Annotated in this window: 14 protein-coding genes; 5 read left to right on the top strand and 9 right to left on the bottom strand. The window is 71.2% G+C overall.

The genetic code is table 11. The annotated features are described in order from the left end of the window. Nucleotides 1–129: 129 nt before the first annotated feature. From BM396_RS01095 to ileS, 3 genes are all read right to left on the bottom strand, one after another. On the bottom strand, nucleotides 130–792 hold the full coding sequence (locus BM396_RS01095) for a hypothetical protein (RefSeq protein ID WP_043346925.1): 663 nt from the start codon (nucleotides 790–792) through the stop codon (nucleotides 130–132). 160 nt (nucleotides 793–952) lie between these two features. Then, on the bottom strand, nucleotides 953–1,468 hold the full coding sequence (lspA, locus tag BM396_RS01090; protein ID WP_043386857.1) for a signal peptidase II: 516 nt from the start codon (nucleotides 1,466–1,468) through the stop codon (nucleotides 953–955). A gap of 232 nt (nucleotides 1,469–1,700) precedes the next feature. Continuing rightward, on the bottom strand, nucleotides 1,701–4,667 hold the full coding sequence (ileS, locus tag BM396_RS01085; protein WP_043386859.1) for an isoleucine--tRNA ligase: 2,967 nt from the start codon (nucleotides 4,665–4,667) through the stop codon (nucleotides 1,701–1,703). A gap of 333 nt (nucleotides 4,668–5,000) precedes the next feature. Here ileS and BM396_RS01080 point away from each other — a divergent pair, with 333 nt between their 5' ends. After that, nucleotides 5,001–5,270, top strand: a complete 270-nt coding sequence (locus BM396_RS01080) for a hypothetical protein (protein WP_043346930.1) — start codon at nucleotides 5,001–5,003, stop codon at nucleotides 5,268–5,270. Between the two features lie 30 nt (nucleotides 5,271–5,300). Here the strand turns inward: BM396_RS01080 and BM396_RS01075 are convergent, their stop codons facing one another. The 3 genes from BM396_RS01075 to BM396_RS01065 all read right to left on the bottom strand — a co-directional run bounded on the left by BM396_RS01075 (nucleotide 5,301) and on the right by BM396_RS01065 (nucleotide 8,534). Continuing rightward, entirely contained in the window at nucleotides 5,301–6,254 is a 954-nt protein-coding gene (locus tag BM396_RS01075; RefSeq protein WP_043386862.1) for a DMT family transporter, read from the bottom strand. Nucleotides 6,255–6,368: 114 nt separating this feature from the next. Then, entirely contained in the window at nucleotides 6,369–6,752 is a 384-nt protein-coding gene (locus tag BM396_RS01070; protein ID WP_043386864.1) for a hypothetical protein, read from the bottom strand. A gap of 579 nt (nucleotides 6,753–7,331) precedes the next feature. Beyond that, nucleotides 7,332–8,534 (bottom strand): pyridoxal phosphate-dependent aminotransferase, encoded by a 1,203-nt coding sequence (locus BM396_RS01065; protein ID WP_043386866.1) that lies wholly within the window; start codon nucleotides 8,532–8,534, stop codon nucleotides 7,332–7,334. Between the two features lie 201 nt (nucleotides 8,535–8,735). Here BM396_RS01065 and BM396_RS01060 point away from each other — a divergent pair, with 201 nt between their 5' ends. Further along, nucleotides 8,736–9,761 carry an LLM class flavin-dependent oxidoreductase gene (locus BM396_RS01060; protein WP_043386869.1) on the top strand — a complete coding sequence of 342 codons (1,026 nt, stop codon included), beginning with the start codon at nucleotides 8,736–8,738 and terminating at the stop codon, nucleotides 9,759–9,761. A 108-nt stretch (nucleotides 9,762–9,869) separates the two neighbouring features. Next, the gene (locus tag BM396_RS01055; protein WP_081948745.1) at nucleotides 9,870–10,910 is read left to right on the top strand and encodes a fumarylacetoacetate hydrolase family protein; all 1,041 of its coding nucleotides are present in this window, start codon (nucleotides 9,870–9,872) and stop codon (nucleotides 10,908–10,910) included. Nucleotides 10,911–11,149: 239 nt separating this feature from the next. On the opposite strand, the gene cysN is transcribed toward BM396_RS01055, so the two are convergent. From cysN to BM396_RS01040, 3 genes are read right to left on the bottom strand one after another with little or no spacing between them, the layout of a single operon-like run. After that, nucleotides 11,150–12,556, bottom strand: a complete 1,407-nt coding sequence (gene cysN, locus BM396_RS01050; RefSeq protein ID WP_043386873.1) for a sulfate adenylyltransferase subunit CysN — start codon at nucleotides 12,554–12,556, stop codon at nucleotides 11,150–11,152. Further along, nucleotides 12,556–13,518 (bottom strand): sulfate adenylyltransferase subunit CysD, encoded by a 963-nt coding sequence (gene cysD, locus BM396_RS01045; RefSeq protein ID WP_043351851.1) that lies wholly within the window; start codon nucleotides 13,516–13,518, stop codon nucleotides 12,556–12,558. Before cysD ends, cysN begins: the two co-directional genes overlap by 1 nt. After that, the gene (locus BM396_RS01040; RefSeq protein ID WP_043386876.1) at nucleotides 13,515–14,339 is read right to left on the bottom strand and encodes a phosphoadenylyl-sulfate reductase; all 825 of its coding nucleotides are present in this window, start codon (nucleotides 14,337–14,339) and stop codon (nucleotides 13,515–13,517) included. Before BM396_RS01040 ends, cysD begins: the two co-directional genes overlap by 4 nt. A 269-nt stretch (nucleotides 14,340–14,608) precedes the next feature. Between BM396_RS01040 and BM396_RS01035 the strand changes: the two genes are divergently transcribed. Next, nucleotides 14,609–15,124: an Lrp/AsnC family transcriptional regulator gene (locus BM396_RS01035; protein ID WP_043351854.1), complete on the top strand. Its 516-nt coding sequence runs from the start codon at nucleotides 14,609–14,611 to the stop codon at nucleotides 15,122–15,124. A gap of 111 nt (nucleotides 15,125–15,235) precedes the next feature. Beyond that, on the top strand, nucleotides 15,236–17,005 hold the full coding sequence (locus tag BM396_RS01030; RefSeq protein WP_043386878.1) for a diflavin oxidoreductase: 1,770 nt from the start codon (nucleotides 15,236–15,238) through the stop codon (nucleotides 17,003–17,005). Nucleotides 17,006–17,260: the final 255 nt, after the last annotated feature.

Here is a 17,260-nt window from a genome sequence, read left to right as displayed (position 1 = left end):
AGCGTTCCACGACAGGACGCGTTCGTGGTTCGGGGCCGTCCTGGTCTCCGGTGGGCAAGAGCCGTACCGGGACGATCATCTCATGTTGCCATGCCGCGTCGTCGTTGCAACGGCGACACGGCGCCCCCGTCACTGCTGCGCGCGCTTCCGGAGATACGCGCCGGGATCCGCCTCTTCGCGTTCGCGGCTGGCGTTGTTGATCGGGTCGCTCGACGGCGGGCGGGCCAGCTTCTTGGGCGACTGGCGGTATCCGGTCGGCGGATCCGTGAGCGTGTCGCGGCTCGGCTCGATGTCGGACGGCTCGGCATTGGCGCTCTTGCCCTTCAGGAGCTCGAAGGGGCTGAGCAGGCTGTCGTCGCGGTTGTTGTCGCCGGGCTTCCGCTCGGCCGTGGTCGTGAGGCCCGCCCCGGCGCGGCGGCCGCCGCGCATCTCATCCACGGAGAGCGTCGCGTTGTTGTCGTCGTAGCGGCCCTGGGCCTGGGCGCCCCTGGGATTACGCCGCTCCACGGCGGCGCGCTCGCGCTCCACGATCTCGGGATCCTTCGGCCACGCGGTGCTGGTGGAACGCGCCCGGGGCTGGGGCAGGGCCTTGCCGTCGATCTTGGGCGGCATCACCAGCGGCGGGCGCTCGTGATAGTCGATCGGATCCTGGCGCTTCTCCAAGAGGCCGATGCCCGACAGCGCGTCGCGCATGAATTCGCCGCGCTCCTGCGCCTGCGCGGTGCCGGCGCAGAGCGGGGCCAGGACGACCGCGGCGGAGAGGAGGGGACGAAGCCTGCTATGCCCGGTCATGCTGCCTCACGGGTTCCGGACGGAGCGTCCGGCTCTGGGATGACCGCGGCGCGGCCTGATCCGACGGGTTCCGGCCTGAGACCGGTTTCCGGCGATCGTATGGCGCCTTGGCCACGTTGCGCCAGGGCAGGCATGCAGGTGGACCTGTGTGTTGCGCGGATCACAGGCGCGGAGCGGGGTCGCCCTGCGACGGAAGCGGCCGCTCCTTGCGGCTGTCCGGGGACAGGCTGTCGAGGATCAGGCCGATCACGCCGGCCACGATCGCCGCATCGGCGACGTTGAACACGTACCAGGACCAGCCGCCGGCATGCAGGTGGACGAAGTCAAACACCGCCCCGTAGGCGGCCCGGTCGATGGCGTTGCCGAGCGCCCCGCCGACGATGAGCCCCAGGGCGACGCCGAGGAGCCGCGAGCCGGCCCGGCGCATCCAGATCCCGAGGCCGATCGCGGCGGCGAGCGACAGGACCACGAGGAGCCAGCGCCCGATCCCGCCCTCCTGCTGGAACAGGCCGTAGGAGACGCCCCGGTTCCAGACCACGACGAAGTCGACGAACGGCGCCAGCCGCCAGGGCTGGGTCAGCACGAGGTCGGTGCCGAAATAGAGGCCGAGCTTGGAGGCCTGGTCGAGGACCAGGGTGAGGAGGAGGGCCAGAAGGCCGGCGCGGAAGGGGGTCACGGGCGCCGACCCCGCGACCCATGCCGTGCGGGCGCATCGCCCTCTCCCCTCTGCGGGGGAGGGTACCCTGCGCAGCAGCGGGAGAGAGGGGAGCGACGGCGCAGAGAAAGGCTGTGGGCTTCAAGACGGTCGCGCCGCGACCGGAAGCCGGGCGCCCCTCTGCCGACCCTCGCGGACGCGAGGGCCACTCTCCCCCGCAGGGAGGAGAGGGAGAGCACCGTCGCGCGCCTCTTCACGCCGCGCTCGCCTCCGGATGCGCCGCGTCCCACTCGCGCAGGGCCCGGGCGTCGCGGGGGGTCACGTCCGGATAGTCCGGATCGCTGCCAACGCTGGGGCTCACCCGCCAGGAGCGGGCGCATTTGCGCCCCTCGGCCGGGCTCGGCACCACGGCGACGCCGCGGATCTCGTCGAGGCGGAAGGCGTCGGCCGGCCCCTCGCCCGCCGTCACCGTGATGTCGGAGGTGATGCAGGTGTCGGCGAAGTCGCAGCCCTCGAGCGCGGCGAGCAACTCGGGATCCGCCACGTAGACGTGCGGGGCCGCCTCCAGGCTCGCGCCGATGCGCTTCGCCGCGCGCTCGATCTCCAGGGCGCCGGTCACCACCCGCCGCACCCGCCGGATCTTGTGCCAGCGCTCCGCGAGGGCGGCGTCGAGCCACGCGGCCGGGGTCTCCGGCAGCGTCTGGAGATGCACCGATCCGTCCTCGGACGGGTAGCGGTCGAGCCACGCCTCCTCGGCCGTGAAGGCGAGCACCGGGGCGAGCCAGATCGCCACCCGCCGGAAGGCCTCGTCGATCACCTGCAGCGACGCCCGGCGGCGGACCGAGGAGATCGGATCGCAGTACAGGGCATCCTTGCGGACATCGAAGTAGAAGGACGACAGGTCGCCGGTCATGAAGCCGTTGAGCAGCGCCACCACCCGCTTGGTGTCGAAGGCCGCGTAGGCCTCGCGGATCTCGCCGTCGAGCTCGGCGAGCCGGTGCAGGATCAACCGCTCCAGCTCCGGCATGTCCGCGTAGGCCACGTCGTCGCCCTGAACCCGGTGGGCCAGCGAGCCCAGCATCCACCGCAGGGAGTTGCGCAGCTTCCGGTAGGTCTCCGCGAAGGTCTTGATGATCTCCGGTCCGATGCGCAGGTCGTCGGTGTAGTCGGAGGCGGCAACCCACAGGCGCAGGATGTCGGCCCCCGAATCCTTGATGACGCTCTGCGGCGCGACGACGTTGCCCTTGGACTTCGACATCTTCAGGCCCTTGCCGTCGAGCACGAAGCCGTGGGTCAGGACGATGTCGTAGGGCGCCCGGCCGCGGGTCCCGGCGGATTCGAGCAGCGAGGACTGGAACCAGCCGCGGTGCTGGTCCGACCCCTCCAGGTACATGACCCGGTCCTGGCCGCCGTCGCGGACGCGCGTCACTCCGGCCAGGCCCGGGAAGGCCTCCGGATCGTCCAGCACGAAGGCGTGGGTCGAGCCCGAATCGAACCAGACGTCGAGGACGTCGGTGACCTTGTCGTAGGCGGCCGGGTCGTGGTCCGGCGCCAGGAAGCGCTGGGCGGCGTCGTCCTGGAACCACGCGTCGGCGCCCTCGGCCGCGAAGGCGTCGCGGATGCGGGCGTTGACGCGCTCGTCCTTCAGGATCTCGGCCGTCTCCCGGTGAACGAACACGGTGATCGGCACGCCCCAGGCGCGCTGGCGCGAGACCACCCAGTCCGGCCGGTTGGCGACCATGCCGGTGATGCGGTTCTTCCCCTGGGCCGGCACCCACTGGGTGTCGTCGATGCCCTGAAGGGCCACTTCCCGGAGCGTCCGGTCGCCGAGCAAATCCACCGGCCGGTCCATGGCGATGAACCATTGCGGCGTGTTGCGGAAGATCACCGGCTTCTTGGAGCGCCAGGAATGCGGGTATTGGTGGCGCAGCACCCCGCGGGCGATCAGCGCCCCGGCCTCGGTCAGCGCGGCGATGACCGCCTTGTTGGCGTCGCCCTTCTCGCCCTTGGCGGTGAGCACGCGGGTGCCGGTGAAGCCCGGGGCGGCCTCCGTGAGCACGCCGTCCGCATCCACCGTGTAGGGGATGGTCGTGTCGATGCCGCGCTCGAGCAGCGACCGGCCGCTCGCCATCCAGAGCTCGAAATCCTCGCGGCCGTGGCTCGGCGCCGTGTGGACGAAACCCGTGCCGGACTCGTCCGTGACGTGGTCGCCGTCGAGCATCGGCACCGCGAAGCCGTAGCCGCGCTGGGCCAGGGGATGGTCCAGGGTGAGGGCGGCGAGCATCGCCGGGCTCACGTCGCCGACGCGCGCGAACGCCTCGACGCGGGCGGCCTTGAACACGGTCGCGGCCAGGCTGTCGGCGAGGACATAGGTCTGGCCGGGGGTCGCCCAGTTGTCGGCCGGCGCCTCGGTGACCCGATACAGCCCGTAGGCGATCTTCTTGGAGTAGGCGACCGCGCGGTTGCCCGGGATCGTCCAGGGCGTGGTCGTCCAGATCACCACCCGGGCCCGCGCGAGATCACCCTCGGCGCCGGACCGGATCGGAAAAGCACAGAAAATCGTGTCGCTGACGTGCTCCTCGTACTCGACCTCCGCCTCGGCCAGCGCGGTCTTCTCCACCACCGACCACATCACGGGCTTCGAGCCGCGATAGAGCTGGCCGCTCATCGAGAACTTCATCAGCTCGTCGGCGATCACCGCCTCGGCCGGGTACGCCATGGTCGCGTAGGGATGGTCCCAGTCGCCGGTGACGCCGAGCCGCTTGAACTCCTCGCGCTGCACGTCGAGCCAGTGGGCCGCGAAAGTCCGGCATTCCTGCCGGAACTCGATCACCGGCACGTCGTCCTTGTTGCGGCCCTTGGCGCGGTACTGCTCCTCGATCTTCCACTCGATCGGCAGGCCGTGGCAGTCCCAGCCCGGGACGTAGTTGGCGTCGAAGCCGAGGGCGGTCTGCGAACGGACCACCACGTCCTTGAGGATCTTGTTGAGCGCCGTGCCGATGTGGATGTTGCCGTTGGCGTAGGGCGGGCCGTCGTGGAGCACGAATTTCGGCCGGCCCTGGCCGCCGGCGCGCAGCTTCCCGTAGAGGTCCATCCGCTTCCAGCGCTCGATGAACAGCGGCTCGCGCACCGGCAGGCCGGCGCGCATCGGGAACTCGGTCTGCGGCAGGAACAGGGTCTTGGAATAGTCGCGGGCGGGCGCGGTCTCGGGGGTCGTCATCGGATCTCGCATCGGCGGTCGGGCCGGCGAAAGGCCGGCGGAATCGGGTCAGGCGGCAGGAGGATCCCGGACCTCCGCGCGGCCGCGCCGAAGCGGGCCCTCAGGCGGAGGCCGGGCCGGTAATTCGGATCGGGCGGCCGAAGCCGCGCAGGGCGCGCGAAGCGTGCATGACCCGTTCTCTATCAGCCGCTCCGGCCCGAGGCCAGCGGCAGCGCGGATCACGCGCCCGTGACCGCGGATGGGACCAATCGGCGCCTGAACCGTTGAACAGGCACATCCTCCGCGCCCCGAGGCGGCGCGGAGACTCCCAGACCGTATGACCGGAGCAGACCCATGAAGAAGCTACTGATTACGACCCTCGCCCTCGCGCCCCTCGCCTTTGCCGGCGCCGCGCAGGCCCAGGGCACGGCCCGCGGCGCCCAGCGGGGTGCCGAGGATGGCGCGGCTGCGGCCGGTCCTGTGGGCGGGGTCGTCGGTGGCGCGGTGGGCGCGGCCACCGGCACGGTCGGCGGCGTGCTCGGCACCGATCCGGATCCGGCCCGGCGTGCGCGCGAGAACCGCCGCGAGGAGCGGATGGAGCGCCAGGAGCGCATGGGCCGCTGACCCGATCCGTCACCGGACCGTCCGGCCGCCTCAGGCGGCCGGACGCGTGTCCCGGCGGATCGTCTCCTGCGCCAGGAGATACAGGCCCGAGCCGACGACGATCATGGCGCCCGCCACGGTCCAGCGGCTCGGAACGTCGCCGAACAGCAGGAAGCCCAGCGTCACCGACCAGAGCAGCTGCGTGTAGATGAACGGTGCCAGCACGTTGGCCGGGGCCCGGGCATGGGCCATCACCAGCAGCCAGTGGCCCAGCGTCCCGAACAGCGCGACCCCGAACAGCAGGGCCCAGTGGGTCAGGCTCGCCGGGCTCGTCCAGATCCAGGGCAGGAGCGGGGCCATCAGCGCGAGGCCCGCGAGCCCCGTGTAGAACATGGTCGTGGCGGTCGAATCGTAGGCCGCGAGCTTGCGCGTGATGATCGCGTAGAAGGCGTAGACCACGACGTTGGCGACGCACAGCAGCGCGGCCGGATGCATCCCGCCCACGCCCGGGCGCACGATCACCAGCACCCCCAGGAAGCCGACGCCGATCGCCGTGAGCCGCGCCCGCGACGACCACTCGCCGAGCAGCGGCCCGGCGAGCAGCGCCACGGTGAGCGGCGCGGCGAACTGGATCGAGATCGTCTCGGCGAGTTGCAGGTAGCGCAGGGCCAGGAAGTTCAGGGCCGTGGAAGCGAAGAGCAGCAGCGAGCGGACGATCTGCAACGGCAGCCGCCGGCTCTTCACTACGCCCGGCGTGCGCACCGGGTTGATGAACAGGGAGATCATGGCGACGCTGGCCGCGTAGCGCATGAAGGTGGTGACCAGCGGGTCGACGCCGGCCCGCGCCAGGGTCTTGCCGCAGGCATCGAGGCTGGCGAAGAAGGCGACGGCCCCGCACATCAGGGCGATGCCGACGATCCGTCGGCGGCCGGCGAGGTCGACCTCCGGAGCGGCGCGCGGCGCGCCGATGTCATCGGGGACGGAGGTCGCGACCTGCGTGCTCATGCCTGACCCATCTCGGTAGAGGCCGGTTCACTGCCACGCCCGGCGCTTCGCCGGTATCCGCCGGCGCGCAGGGGAACCATGCAGCCCGCACGATCGCCCGGGCCGGGGCGGAGCTCAGCGCTTCACCGCGGCCTTCTCGGCGGAGGCCGTCTTCTCGGCGGAGGCCGTCTTGGTCGCGGTCTTGGCGAGCTTCGGCTTGGGCGGCGTGGCGCCGGCGATCAGGGCAGCCAGATGCGACTGGTCGAGCCCCGGAGCGGCGCGCGCGGCCGCCACCGGAACCGCCGCCGCAGGGGCCGGCACCGAGGCGGGGACCAGCGCGGCGGCCCGCTCGACCCGGCGCGGCTCGATGGAGCCGGTCACGGTCGGTTCGGCCGGGCGCGCCGTCGCGGTGGCGGGCGCGGCGGACTCGCGCTGCACGCGCAAGGTCCAGTGGGCGGCGGTGGAGAGCGCGGCGATGCCGAGGATCGCCTTGATGCCGCTGGTGAGCAGGGCTCGCATGGTCGTCAGGCCCGAGAGAACGCGGTTACGCGGAACCGGATCCCCGGCCCGGACGCATCATCGCGCGGGAGCGTGAACGAAGCCGCAACCGTCGCGTTCGGCCCTGTCCCGGAACGGGTCAGATCGCGGCGTCGGGACGGCTCCGGCGCTCGGTCGACGGGGAATCTTGTGGGCCTTGCGCCGAACCCGCGGTTCCTGTTCCCCGCGCTCCCGACACTCCTGCAGCGACTCGGCCCACTGAGCCTCACAGGAACGGTCCAGAGAACTGGTCCGGACCGCCCCGTCACTGCCGACCCCGCTGCCATGCAGGCCCGAGCGGGCTCGCGAAACCTTCAGGCGCATCGGCCGCTGGGGACAGCCCGTGTAGAGGGTGACAGCCGAGCCGGCAACAGAGGCGGGACCGTTTCGGTGGCCCGCGCGGCGATCCGTGCGCCGCCGCGGCCGCGGCGAAGCGTATCAGCGGGCCCCGCGGCCGACCGGAGGGCGCCCCCGAGAGCGCGGGCAAGAGCGCGGGCGCGAGCCCCGTCACGCCGAGCGCGGACCGGGGTCCGCGCCCGGGAAGGATCGCCCGGAGGGCCCCTACCGCAGCGAGCCGCAGAAGCGCTGGATACGCCGGCAGGCCTCCTCCAGCACCGCGTTCGACGTCGCGTAGGAGATGCGCAGGTTCGGGCCGAGCCCGAAGGCCGAGCCATGCACCGCGGCCACGCCCTCGGCCTGGAGCAGCTCCATGACGAAGTCCTCGTCGGTCTCGATGGTCTTGCCGGCCTCCGTCTTCTTGCCGATCAGCGCCGCGCAGGACGGGTAGACGTAGAACGCGCCCTCGGGCGTCGGGCAGGTCAGGCCGTTGGTCTGGTTGAGCATCGACACGACGAGGTCGCGCCGGCCCTGGAAGGCTGCCCGGAACGTGGCGAGGTGATCCTGAGGGCCGTCGAGGGCAGCGACCGCGGCCCATTGCGCGATCGTGCTGGCGCCGGAGGTCTGCTGGCCCTGGACGAAATCCATCGCCTTGATGAGCGTCTCCGGCCCGGCCGCGTAGCCGATGCGCCAGCCGGTCATGGCGTAGCCCTTCGAGACGCCGTTCATGGTCAGCGTCCGCTCGACGAGCTGCGGCTCGACCTGGGCCGGGGTGACGAATTCGAAATCGCCGTAGGTCAGGTGCTCGTAGATGTCGTCGGTGAGGATGTGCACGTCCGGATAGCGGAGCAGCACGTCGGTCAGCGCCTTCATCTCGGCGCGGGAATAGGCGGCCCCAGACGGGTTCGAGGGCGAGTTGAGGACGATCCACTTGGTCTTCGGCGTCAGGACCCGGTCGAGCTCCTCGGGCTGGAGCTTGAAGCCGTTGGCCATGTCGGTGTCGGCGAAGACCGGCGTGCCGCCGCACAGGCCGACCATCTCCGGGTAGGACACCCAGTAGGGGCGGGGGATCACCACCTCGTCGCCGGGGTTCAGGGTGGCGAGGAAGGCGTTGTACAGCACCTGCTTGCCGCCCGTGCCCACGATGGTCTGCGAGACCTTGTAGTCGAGCCCGTTCTCGCGCTTGAACTTGCGCACGATCGCCTCGCGCAGGGGCACGATGCCGGAGACCGGCGGGTAGCGGGTCTCGTTCCGGTGGATCGCCGCGATGGCGGCCTGCTTGATGTGCTCGGGCGTGTCGAAGTCGGGCTCGCCCACCGACAGGCTGATGACGTCGACGCCGGAGGCCTTCAGGTCCCGGGCCTTCTGGGTCATCACGATGGTCGCGGACGGCTTCACCCGCGAGAGGACGTCGGCGAGGAGAGCCATGGCGTGCGGTGCTCCGGATTGCGTGGGCGAGGAATGCCCGTTCGCCGCCCCTTTTTGCGGCGCGGCGGACCCTAGGCCCGGGACGCTGAGCCGGCAAGGCGGTGCGCGGCACGAAGCCGGATCTCGCTTCGGGCGCGCGGCGCAGGTCTCGCCTGCGCGGCCGCTCTCGCTTTGCGGGATCGTCGTTACCAGATCCTGTCCATGACTCCGCTCTCCGTCCTCGACCTCTCCTTCGTCGGCGCCGATTCGACCCCGGCGCAGGCCCTGCACGACACCCTGGCGCTCGCCCGCCACGTCGACGGCCTCGGCTACCGGCGCTACTGGCTCGCCGAGCACCACGCCCTGCCCAACGTGGCGAGCCCCGCCCCCGAGATCATGATCGGCCAGATCGCCGCCGAGACCCGCAACCTCCGGGTCGGCTCGGGCGGGATCATGCTTCCGAACCACGCGCCGCTGATGGTGGCCGAGCGCTTCCGGGTGCTGGAGGCGCTGTTCCCGGGCCGGATCGATCTGGGTCTCGGGCGCGCGCCCGGCACCGACGGCCTCACCGCCCGGGCGCTGCGCCGCCGGGAGGCGCCGGGGGAGGGCGGCGGGGACGATTTCCTCGACCGCCTGCAGGAGCTCCTGTTCTGGGACGGCGGCTTCCCGGAGGGGCATCCGTTCGCGCGGATCGAGGCGAGCCCCGCGGGGGTGCCGCTGCCGCCGATCTTCCTGCTCGGCTCCTCCGATTACAGCGCTCGCCTCGCCGCCGAGATCGGCTGCGGCTTCGGCTTCGCGCAGCACTTCTCCGGGATGCCCGCGGAGCCGCCGATGCTGGATTACCGGAACCGGTTCCAGCCGACGCGGCTCGGCGCGAAGCCCCACGCGATCCTGGCGGTGGCGGCGATCTGCGCCCCCACGGATGCGGAGGCCGAGCGGCTGGCCTCCAGCGCGCGGCTGGCGACGCTGCGGCGGGAGCGGGGCGAGTACCGGCCGCTGCCGAGCCTCGCCGAGGCGCTGGCCTACCCGTATTCCGACGCCGAGCGGATGCAGATCGCGCGCGGCCGAGACCGCCTGCACGTGGGCGGCCCCGAGACCCTGCGGGCCCGGCTCGCCGACATGGTCCAGCGCACGCAGGCCGACGAGCTGATGGTCGTCACGGCGATCCCCGACCAAGCCGCCCGGCACGAATCCTACGCGCTGCTGGCGCAGGCCTGGGGGCTCGGCGCCGCCTCACAGGCGGCCTGAGCCGTCACCGGCCCCCGCCGCGGGGTCCTGGCGGCGCCGCCGCCGGCCGTGCAGGCTCCCGCCCGGATCACGCCCGCGACCAGACGGGCCGACCGGAGGAGAGGCAGCATGGGCAACCGACGCGAATTCCTGACCGCCACGGCCGCGGGCCTCGCCGCCGCCGCGGCGCCGGCCCGGGCCGCCGAGGAGCGCACGGCGGCTCCGAAGACCGCGCCCAACACCGCGCCGGCGGCGCCGCCGCCCGTCGGCATGCCCCGGGACATGATCCTGCTCAACATGCGCCGCGGCGACGGCTACGCCCTGGGCGTGAAGACCAGGGACGGCGTGCTCGACGTCGAAGCCGCCGGCCGGGCGCTCGGGATGCCGGTTCCCACCGACATGGACGACCTTCTCCAGAACGGGCGCGGCCCGGCGCTGCGGGCGCTGATCGACGCGGTCGAGGCCGCCCCCGACGGGCGCTTCATGCTGGCGGAATCCGGCATCGCCTACGCGCCGGTGGTCACGCGGCCCGAGAAGATCATCATGATGGGCTTCAACTACCGCCACCACGCGGAGGAGACCGGCACGCCGATCCCCAAGGACCCGCCGCTGTTCAACAAGTACAACAACGCCCTGAACCACCACGGCGGCACGATCACGCTGCCGACCCAGGCGGCGCGGGAATTCGACTACGAGACCGAGCTGGTGATGGTGTTCGGCCGCGAGTGCCGGAACGTGTCCGAGGCGGACGCCCTCGACTATCTCGCCGGCTACTGCACGGGCAACGATTTCAGCGCCCGGGATCTCCAGACGCTGACCTCGCAATTCATGATCGGCAAGACCTCGGACGGGTTCGCGCCGCTCGGCCCCTACTTGGTGACCGCCGACCGGGTGAAGGACCCGAACAACCTCAAGCTCAAGACGCTGGTCAACGGCCAGGTGCGCCAGGACTGGAGCACCAACGACATGATCTTCAACTGCCGCCAGCTGATCAGCTTCGCGTCCAAGGTGATGACGATCAAGCCGGGAGACATCTTCTACACGGGCACGCCGCAGGGGGTGATCTTCGGCGAGAAGACTCCGCGCAAGGACCGGGCGTGGCTGAAGCCCGGCGACGAGGTGGTCTCGGAGCTGGAAGGGCTCGGGGCGCTGCGGTTCAAGCTGGTCTGATCGCGTTGCGCGACGGCCCGGTCCGCTGCGCCTACACGGGCGCGGCAAGCGACCGGCCCCCTTTCCCGTGCGGGAGAGGGTTGGGGTGAGGGACGAGACGCCACAGGATCGAGCCCGTCCTTGCCGCGCAGTCAGGTCGAGCCCTCTCCGGACAGACCTGATCCCTCACCCTGTCCCTCTCCCGCACGGGAGAGGGGACCCGCGCCCGATCCTGAAACCAGTCGCGCGCCCGGCCGTCCTCAGCGCCCGAACAGGCGACCGAGACGGGCGAGGAAGCCGCCGCCTTCCGCAGGTTTCGCATCGGGCGTCGCCGGCTTGGCCGCTTCCGTCTTCGGCGCCAGGACCAGCCCGAGCGCCGCCGTGTCGGTGGTCTCGCGGTCGATCAGGATCAGGCTGCCGGTCTCGCGGTTCTCCGCGTAGGCGTCGACCGCCACCGCCCGGTCGAGGCGCAGGGCCACGTCGGCGATGTCGTTGGCCGACAGGCGCTCGGCCGGGCCGGGCCTGCCGGTCTCGGGATCGATGCGCGAGATGATCCGCTCCACGGTCGCGGTGACCGTGGCGGTGCCGATCTTGGCGAACAGGCTGGCACCCGGGCTGAGATCGGTCTCGGCCGCCCAGAACAGGCGGGCGTCGAGGGTCTCGGTGACCCGCATCGGTGCGTCGGTGGCCACGATCACCTGACCGCGGGAGGCGTCGATCTGGTCGGCCAGCACCAGGGTGACCGACTCGTCCTCGCCGGCTTCGGGCAGGTCGCCGTCGGCGGTGTAGATCCGCGCCACGGTCGAGGTCCGGCCGGAGGGCTGGACCGTCACGGAATCGCCCGGGCGCACCCGGCCGCTGGCGATCCGGCCGCTGTAGCCGCGGAACTCGGAATTGGGCCGGTTGACCCACTGCACCGCCATGCGGAACGGCGCGTTCAGCGCCTCGGCGCGGACCGGCACGGTCTCCAGGTAGGCGAGCAGGGGGCCGCCCGTGTACCAGGGCGCCGCGATGCCCGGCTCCACGACGTTGTCGCCGTTCTTGGCCGAGAGCGGGATCGCCTTGACCTCGGCGAAGTTCAGATCCCGGGCGAAGTCGGAGAAGCCCGCGACGATGCCGTCGAAGGTGCCCTGCGCCCAGCCGGCGAGATCCATCTTGTTCACCGCCAGCACGACCCGGCGGATCCCGAGATTCGAGACCAGCAGCGCGTGGCGCCGGGTCTGGCGGGTCAGGCCCTGGCGGGCATCGACCAGGATCACCGCCACGTCCGCCGTCGAGGCGCCGGTGGCCATGTTGCGGGTGTACTGCTCGTGGCCGGGCGTGTCGGCCACGATGAACGAGCGCTTGTCGGTGGAGAAGAACCGGTAGGCGACGTCGATCGTGATGCCCTGCTCGCGCTCGGCCTGGAGGCCGTCCACCAGCAGCGCGAGATCCACCTCCTGCCCCTGCGTCCCGTGCTTGCGCGAATCGCGCTGGAGGGCCGAGATCTGGTCGTCGAAGATCTGCTTGGTGTCGTGCAGGAGCCGCCCGATCAGGGTCGACTTGCCGTCATCCACCGAGCCGCAGGCGATGAAGCGCAGCACCGCCTTGCTGCGGTGGGCCGTGAGGAAGGCCGCGTAGCCGGAGGCGCGATCGGCGAAGGCCGTGGGAGCCTGGTGCACCGTCATCAGAAATAGCCCTCCTGCTTCTTGCGCTCCATGGCGCCGGCCCCGTCCTTGTCGATCACCCGGCCCTGGCGCTCCGAGGTGCGGGCGGCGAGCGTCTCGCCGATGATCTCGGGGAGCGTCGCGGCGTCGCTCTCCACCGCGCCGGTGAGCGGGTAGCAGCCGAGCGTGCGGAAGCGGACGAGCCGCTGCTGCGGGGTTTCGCCGGGCGCCAGCGGCAGCCGGTCGTCGTCGACCATGATCAGCTGCCCGTCGCGCTCCACCACGGGCCGCTCCTTGGCGAAGTAGAGCGGCACGATCGGAATGTTTTCCTGCTCGATGTAGAGCCAGATGTCGAGCTCGGTCCAGTTCGACAGCGGGAAGACCCGCAGGGATTCGCCCCGCTTCTTCTTGAGATTGTAGAGGTGCCAGGGCTCGGCGCGCTGGCGCTTCGGGTCCCATCGGTGCTGTGCGGTGCGCAGGGAGATGATCCGCTCCTTGGCGCGGCTCGCCTCCTCGTCGCGGCGGGCGCCGCCGAAGGCCGCATCGAACTTGTGCTTGTCGAGGGCCTGCCGCAGGGCCTGCGTCTTCATCACGTCGGTGTGGACCTCGGAGCCGTGGCTCACCGGTCCGATGCCGCGGGCGAGCCCGTCCGGGTTCGTGTGGATCAGGAGGTCGAGGCCGAGTTCCTTGGCGCGGGCGTCGCGGAAGGCGATCATCTCGCGGAACTTCCACGTGGTGTCGACGTGGAGCAGCGGGAACGGCAGCCGCCCGGGCGCGAAGGCCTTGAGGGCGAGGTGCAGCAGCACCGAGGAATCCTTGCCGATCGAGTAGAGCATCACCGGGTTCTCGGTCTCGGCGACCGTCTCCCGGAAGATGTGGATGGCCTCGGCCTCAAGCCGCTTGAGGTGGCTGAGGCGGTCGGCAGAGGTCTGTGCGGACGCAGGGGCGCTCGGCGGCACGGTGGCGGCGAGGGCGGCGCTCATCGGGCGAACTCCGGCTGGCGGGCTGAATGATCTTGGTTAGTCTTTAAAGGAGTCTCGAAAACGGCGGCCTCCTGGCCGGGCTGCACCGACGCCCCGGGGCGTCCGACATGCAGGCCGCATTCCTTCTTCTCCTCCTGCTCCCACCACCAGCGGCCGGCGCGCTCGGGCTCGCCGAGCTTCACGGCCCGGGTGCAGGGGGCGCAGCCGATCGACGGGAAGCCCCGGTCGTGCAGGACGTTGTAGGGCACGAAATTGTCGCGCACGAAGCTGTCGACCTGCGCCCGGGACCAATCGGCCAGGGGGTTCAGCTTGATCAGGCCGCGGGCGGGGTCGAACTCGGCCAGCGGCGTCTCGGCGCGGTTGGCGGACTGGCCGGCCCGCAGGCCCGTGAGCCAGCCGCTCGCGCCTTCGAGCGCCCGGCCCAGCGGCTCGACCTTGCGGAAGCCGCAGCAGGCCTGCCGGGCGGCCACCGAGCGCCGGAAGCCGTTGATGCCTTCGTCCCGAACGAACGCCTCCGCGGCCGCGCGCTCGGGCGCATAGGCGGCGATCCGGATGCCGTAGGCCGCTTCGGTCTCGGTCCAGGTGTCGTAGGTCTCGGCGAAGAGGCGGCCGGTATCGAGGGTGACGATCTCGACGCGCCCCTTCGCCAGACCCGCCATGGCCAGGGCGTGGGTGAGCGCCTGATCCTCGACGCCCAGGCTCGTCGTGAAGACGAGGCGGCCGGGGATCTCGGCGGCGATCAGGTGGAGGCGGCCTGGAAGGTCGAGCCCGGACAGCCGCTCCGCGAGGGCTTCGGCCGTCTGTCGGTCCGGACGGGTCATCGCGCCATGTCCCGGGGTTCGCGTGGTGGGTGGAAAGGCCACGGCCTGCGCCATGCCTGTTGTCGAAGGGCGGAAATGTTCGCTATACCGAACGAAGTCAAGGCGCCCCGGCGCGCTTGACGGTGTCGGGCCGGCGGTTCGGCGTGCGGTTGCGCACAGCAATCGGCGCGGGCAACCTGGTCCCGAGGTAAAAGATTCTTCTCACCGAGACCGGTAGCCTCCTATATGCGCCCGCGCCCCGCGCGCGGCGGAAACCCACGGAGACAGCTTTGGACGCGATCGATCTGAAGATTCTCGCCCTGCTGCAGACCGACGCGACGCTCTCCATCGCGGCGATCGGCGAACGCGTGGGCCTGTCGCAGACCCCGTGCTGGAAGCGGATCCAGAAGCTGGAGGCCGACGGGGTCATCGACCGGCGGGTGGCGGTGCTCGATCCGGTGAAGCTCGGCCTCGGGCTGACCGTGTTCGTCTCCATCGAGACCGCCGACCATTCCCAGGACTGGCTGCAGCGCTTCGCCGCAACCGTCTCGGCCATGCCGGAGGTGCTGGAGTTCTACCGGATGGCGGGCGACGTGGACTACATGCTGCGGGTCGTCGTCGCCGACATGCAGGCCTATGACAGCTTCTACAAGCACCTCATCGCGGTGCTGCCGCTCAAGAACGTCACCTCCCGCTTCGCCATGGAAAAGGTGAAATCCACGACGGCGCTGCCGCTGCCGGCGCCGCCGAAGAACGGGCGCCATCTGCCCGGCACCTCCCCGGTCCTCTCCGTGGTAGGAGAATGATATTCTCTTTTTTCGCAGTGCAGCGAATGTGATGTTCTCGTCTCCGCCCGTTCTGCAAAAAGAACGTTTCTTGATTGACACGGGCCGCGCAGGCCCCGACATGGTCTCGTAATGTCCCGCCAGAACCTCCTCCCGCGCACCGCCCCGTTCGGGGACGGCGAGCGCGCCAGCCTCGATGCGGTGCTCGGCGCCGCGAGCCCCACGCAGCGCGCATGGCTGGCCGGCTTCCTGGCGGGCCTCGACGCCGCTGGTGGCCAGCCCGCCGCTTTGCCGGCCGCCCCGCCCAAGGCCGCCGCGCCGCTGACGGTGATCTACGCGAGCGAATCGGGGAATTCCGAGACGCTGGCCGGCACCGTCGCGAAGCTGGCGCGCAAGCAGGGCTTCAAGCCGAAGGTGGTGGATTTCGCCGATCTCGACATCGCGACCCTGCCCAAGGCCGGCAAGCTCGTCGCCATCGCGGCCACCTGGGGCGAGGGCGAGCCGCCGGCCCGGGCCGTGCGGGCCTATGGCGAGCTGATGGGGGAGGGCGCCCCGCGCCTCGACGGCGTCGAGTTCGCGGTGCTGGCGCTCGGCGACACCTCCTACGCGGAGTTCTGCGCCATCGGGAAGGCCCTCGACGAACGCTTCGAGGCGCTGGGAGGCAAGCGCGCCGCGGAGCGGGCCGACCTCGACCTCGACTTCGAGAAGCCGGCGGCCGACTGGATCAAGGGCGCGCTCAAGGCGCTCGCCCCCGCGGAGCAGCCCGACAACGTCGTGGCGGTGGACTTCGCCCGCGCCGGCACCGGCGAGGAGGACGACGCCGAGCCGAGCCGCGAGCCCGTGGTGGTCGAGGTCGTCGAGCACGTGAACCTCAATTCCTCGCGCTCCGACAAGGAGACGATCCACCTCGCCCTCGCCTTCGAGGAGGGCGCCCCGGCCTACGAGCCGGGCGACTCGCTGGAGATCTTCCCCGAGAACGACCCGCAGCTCGTGGACGAGATCCTCGACGCCGCCGGGCTCTCGGGCGACGAGGCCCTGCGCAAGGCGCTGCTGGCCGAGCGGGACATCACCACGCTGTCGGCCGCCACGGTCGAGCGTTTCGTCAAGGCCACCGGCCACACGCAGGCGCAGACGCTCATCGACAGCGGCGAGGCCAAGGCCTGGATCGAGGGGCGGCACCTGATCGACCTGCTGGAGACTTACCCGGCCAAGCTCACGGCCGAGCATCTCGGCACCATCACCCGGCCGCTGCCGCCGCGGGCCTACTCGATCGCCTCCTCGCGCAAGGAGGTGGGCGACGAGGTCCACCTCGCCATCGCGGCGGTGCGCTACGAGACCCACGGCCGCGCCCGCTCGGGGGTCGCCTCGGTCCACGTGGCCGACCGGATCCGCGACGGCGCCAAGCTGCGGGTGCGGCTGAAGCCGAACCGCCACTTCCGCCTGCCGCAGGACCCGGCCACCGACATCATCATGGTCGGCCCCGGCACCGGCGTCGCGCCGTTCCGCGCCTTCGTGCAGGAGCGCCGGGCGATCGAGGCCCCCGGGCGGTCGTGGCTGTTCTTCGGCGACCGGCACTTCACCCACGACTTCCTGTACCAGCTCGAGTGGCAGGACGCCCTGGAGGACGGGTCGCTCACGAAGATCGACGTGGCCTTCTCGCGGGACCAGCCGGAAAAGGTCTACGTGCAGGACCGGATCACCCAGCACGCGCAGGAGTTGGTCTCCTGGCTGGATGGGGGCGCCCATCTCTACGTCTGCGGCGATGCCAAGAACATGGCCAAGGACGTGCGGGCCGCGGTGGTGGGCGCGTACCAGACCGTGAAGAACCTGAGCGCCGCCGACGCGGAGACCCAGGTCGCGGCTTTGGAGCGCGGTCACCGCTACCAGCAGGACGTGTACTAACGGACCGGCCTTCCGAGGCCGCAGGATTGAGATTGGAGCGGAGCAGGACGGGGCGCGGGTCCCCTCTCCCGTGCGGGAGAGGGACAGGGTGAGGGATCCAGGTCTTTCCGGAGAGGGCGCATCCCTCTCCCCGACCCTCTCCCGCACGGGAGAGGGGGACCGTCGCGGCTCCCGCCCTTCCCGTGAACCGGCACGCGTTCCGCTCGGCACCCACCCCTGACGCGTGGGGTGGGAGACGCGTTCAGACAGACGGAT

This window comes from Methylobacterium sp. UNCCL125 (assembly GCF_900116795.1).
GTDB classification, from domain to species: Bacteria; Pseudomonadota; Alphaproteobacteria; order Rhizobiales; family Beijerinckiaceae; genus Methylobacterium; species Methylobacterium fujisawaense.
This window is presented reverse-complemented; position numbering and strand designations above follow the sequence as displayed.

What these genes read in the sequence shown, in the direction of transcription:
- BM396_RS01055 (WP_081948745.1), top strand. Translation starts at nt 9,870, where the DNA reads ATGGGCAACCGACGCGAATTCCTGACCGCCACGGCCGCGGGCCTCGCC.
- BM396_RS01070 (WP_043386864.1), bottom strand. Translation starts at nt 6,752, where the DNA reads ATGCGAGCCCTGCTCACCAGCGGCATCAAGGCGATCCTCGGCATCGCC.
- BM396_RS01060 (WP_043386869.1), top strand. Translation starts at nt 8,736, where the DNA reads ATGACTCCGCTCTCCGTCCTCGACCTCTCCTTCGTCGGCGCCGATTCG.
- ileS (WP_043386859.1), bottom strand. Translation starts at nt 4,667, where the DNA reads ATGACGACCCCCGAGACCGCGCCCGCCCGCGACTATTCCAAGACCCTG.
- BM396_RS01095 (WP_043346925.1), bottom strand. Translation starts at nt 792, where the DNA reads ATGACCGGGCATAGCAGGCTTCGTCCCCTCCTCTCCGCCGCGGTCGTC.
- cysD (WP_043351851.1), bottom strand. Translation starts at nt 13,518, where the DNA reads ATGAGCGCCGCCCTCGCCGCCACCGTGCCGCCGAGCGCCCCTGCGTCC.
- BM396_RS01040 (WP_043386876.1), bottom strand. Translation starts at nt 14,339, where the DNA reads ATGACCCGTCCGGACCGACAGACGGCCGAAGCCCTCGCGGAGCGGCTG.
- BM396_RS01065 (WP_043386866.1), bottom strand. Translation starts at nt 8,534, where the DNA reads ATGGCTCTCCTCGCCGACGTCCTCTCGCGGGTGAAGCCGTCCGCGACC.
- BM396_RS01080 (WP_043346930.1), top strand. Translation starts at nt 5,001, where the DNA reads ATGAAGAAGCTACTGATTACGACCCTCGCCCTCGCGCCCCTCGCCTTT.
- BM396_RS01030 (WP_043386878.1), top strand. Translation starts at nt 15,236, where the DNA reads ATGTCCCGCCAGAACCTCCTCCCGCGCACCGCCCCGTTCGGGGACGGC.
- BM396_RS01075 (WP_043386862.1), bottom strand. Translation starts at nt 6,254, where the DNA reads ATGAGCACGCAGGTCGCGACCTCCGTCCCCGATGACATCGGCGCGCCG.
- cysN (WP_043386873.1), bottom strand. Translation starts at nt 12,556, where the DNA reads ATGACGGTGCACCAGGCTCCCACGGCCTTCGCCGATCGCGCCTCCGGC.